Below are 2,347 nucleotides of genomic sequence, written 5' to 3'. Positions count from 1 at the left end.
TTCGAGGGCGCGGTCCGCGAACGGCTGCGCGACGGCGGCCGGTTCGCGTTCGTGATGGCCGACCTGGACAAGTTCAAGCTGCTCAACGACAGGGTGACCGCGATGCCGGTCAGCCCGCGCGCCCCCACCCCGAGCTCGCCGGACTCCGCCTTGCCGGCCAGCCGGTCCGCGATGACCTTGGCCAGGAACTCCGTCGACGTGTTGACGCCGGCGAACTCCGCCTCGTCGTCGAGGTTGCGGTAGCTGAGCGCACCGCAGATGGCGTGCAGCTCCTCGCTCGCCCGGCCGATGTCCACGACGATGTTGTCCGCGTCCAGCTCGGGACGCTTGAACGTGGCGTCGACCACGAAGGTCGCGCCGTGCAGCTTCTGGGCCGGTCCGAAGACCTCCCCCGAGAAGCTGTGGGCGATCATGATGTGGTCACGGACGGTGACGCTGAACATTCACTCTCCTGTCGGGTAGCTGATCAGGTGGCACAGTGCGGGCAGCTCCCCGCTGGTCAGTCGCGGCATGACCGCCGGCAGCTCGGCGAACGCCGACTCCCCGGTGAGCAGGGCGTCGAAGATCGGGTCGGTCAGCAGGTCCAGGGCGATCGCCAGCCGGTCGGCGTAACTGCGGCGCCCGCGCCGGGCCGGGGCGATCCCGCCCACCTGACTGCTCTTGACCACCAGGCGGCGGGAGTGGAAGAACTCACCGAGCGGGACGCTGACCTCGCGGTCGCCGTACCAGCTGAGCTCGATGACCGTAGCCTCCGCGGCCAGCAGCTCCAGCGCCCGGGTCAGCCCGGCCGAGGTGGCGCTGGCGTGGACGACCAGGTCACAGTCGCCGGTGGCGTCGGCGGGCAGGGCGAAACCGACCCCGAGGGCGGCGGCCAGCGTGGCGCGTTCCGGGTTCGCGTCGACCAGCTGCACCTTGGCGCCGGGGAAGCGGGCCAGCACAGCGGCGACGCACGCGCCGACCATGCCCGCGCCGACCACGGCGATCCGGTCACCGACCAGCGGCGCGGCGTCCCAGAGCGCGTTGACGGCGGTCTCGACGGTGCCGGCCAGCACGGCGCGGCTCGCCGGCACGCCCTCGGGCACCACGGTCACCGCGTCGGCCGGCACCACGTAGTGGGTCTGGTGCGGGTACAGCGCGAACACCGTGCGGCCCAGCAGCTCCGGCGGGCCCTGCTCGACGACGCCGACGTTGAGGTAGCCGTACTTCACCGGGGCCGGAAAATCGCCCTCCTGGAAGGGCGCGCGCATCGCCGCGTGCTGGCTCTCCGGCACGCCGCCGCGGAACACCAGGGTCTCGGTGCCGCGGCTCACGCCGGAGTGCAGAGTGCGGACGAGCACCTCGCCGGGGCCGGGGTGGCCGACGCTCACCGGCCGGATCTCCCCCCGGCCGGGCGCGGCGAGCCAGAAGGCGCGGGCCTGACCCGTCATCGGTAATTCTCCTCCGAGCGCTGAACCGAACGCGCGGATCAAGCGTGTTCAGTGACGACAGCGGCAACCATACGCGGCAACGGATCTTGCCCACCCGGAGGCACGGTGACTATCAGTATCGCCACGATGACGGCTCGCGAGAGCCGGGGACCGATCGTCGGCCTGGCCGCCCATCTGATCCTGGTGACGGCCCTCGCCGCCACCGTGGGGGTCAGCCCGGCCGGCTGGCTCGCCGGTACGGCGTACGCCGTGGTCCTGGCCGTGGTCCTCGGCGCGGGCCTGCGCCGCAGCGGGATGCGCGCCCTCGGCCCCGCGAACGCCGTGACCCTGGGCCGCGCGACGCTGGTCGGCGGCGTGACCGCCCTGGTGGTGACCTCCTTCACGGCGCCGGTGCCGTTGCCGGTGCTGGTCACCCTGATCGGGGTGGCGCTGGCTCTGGACGGCGTGGACGGCCAGGTCGCCCGGCGCACCAACTCCACCACGAAGCTGGGTGCCCGCTTCGACATGGAGGTCGACTCGTTCCTGGTCCTGGTGCTGAGCATCGCGGTGGCCGGCACCTTCGGCTGGTGGACGATCGCGATGGGCGCCTTCCGGTACGTCTTCGTCGCCGCCTCGTGGGCATGGCCGTGGCTCAACGCCCCGCTGCTGCCGAGGTTCTCCCGCAAGGTCGTCGCGGCGGTGCAGGGCGTGGCGCTGGTGGTCGCCACCGCGAGCCTGCTGCCCGAGGCCGTCGCGTTCGTCGTGCTGGCCGCCGCGCTGGCCTCGCTGACCTGGTCCTTCGGCCTCGACGTGCGGTGGCTGTGGCGCGAGGAGAGCCGCCGCCGGCTGACCGTCGCCCGGGCCCGGGTGGCCCAGCGCCGAGTGGTTCTGCTGCCGGACCCGCGTCGCCGTCCCGCCTCGGTGAACGCCTGAGGCCGGTC

The 2,347-nt window shown here is 72.9% G+C and carries 2 protein-coding genes and 1 pseudogene; 1 reads left to right on the top strand and 2 read right to left on the bottom strand.

Annotated elements, in window-relative coordinates; genetic code table 11:
• Positions 1–89: 89 nt before the first annotated feature.
• Both AB0C29_RS44135 and AB0C29_RS44130 read right to left on the bottom strand, forming a co-directional pair.
• A pseudogene (locus tag AB0C29_RS44135) lies at positions 90–443 on the bottom strand (6-carboxytetrahydropterin synthase); the annotation flags it as partial.
• Positions 444–1,427 (bottom strand): zinc-binding alcohol dehydrogenase, encoded by a 984-nt coding sequence (locus AB0C29_RS44130; RefSeq protein ID WP_360833743.1) that lies wholly within the window; start codon positions 1,425–1,427, stop codon positions 444–446.
• A 105-nt stretch (positions 1,428–1,532) separates the two neighbouring features.
• On the opposite strand from AB0C29_RS44130, the gene AB0C29_RS44125 reads away from it, so the two are divergent.
• Positions 1,533–2,339 (top strand): CDP-alcohol phosphatidyltransferase family protein, encoded by an 807-nt coding sequence (locus tag AB0C29_RS44125; RefSeq protein WP_360833741.1) that lies wholly within the window; start codon positions 1,533–1,535, stop codon positions 2,337–2,339.
• Positions 2,340–2,347: the final 8 nt, after the last annotated feature.

The sequence above is a fragment of the Actinoplanes sp. NPDC048791 genome, assembly GCF_040650095.1.
In the GTDB taxonomy this organism is placed as follows: domain Bacteria; phylum Actinomycetota; class Actinomycetes; order Mycobacteriales; family Micromonosporaceae; genus Actinoplanes.
This window is presented reverse-complemented; position numbering and strand designations above follow the sequence as displayed.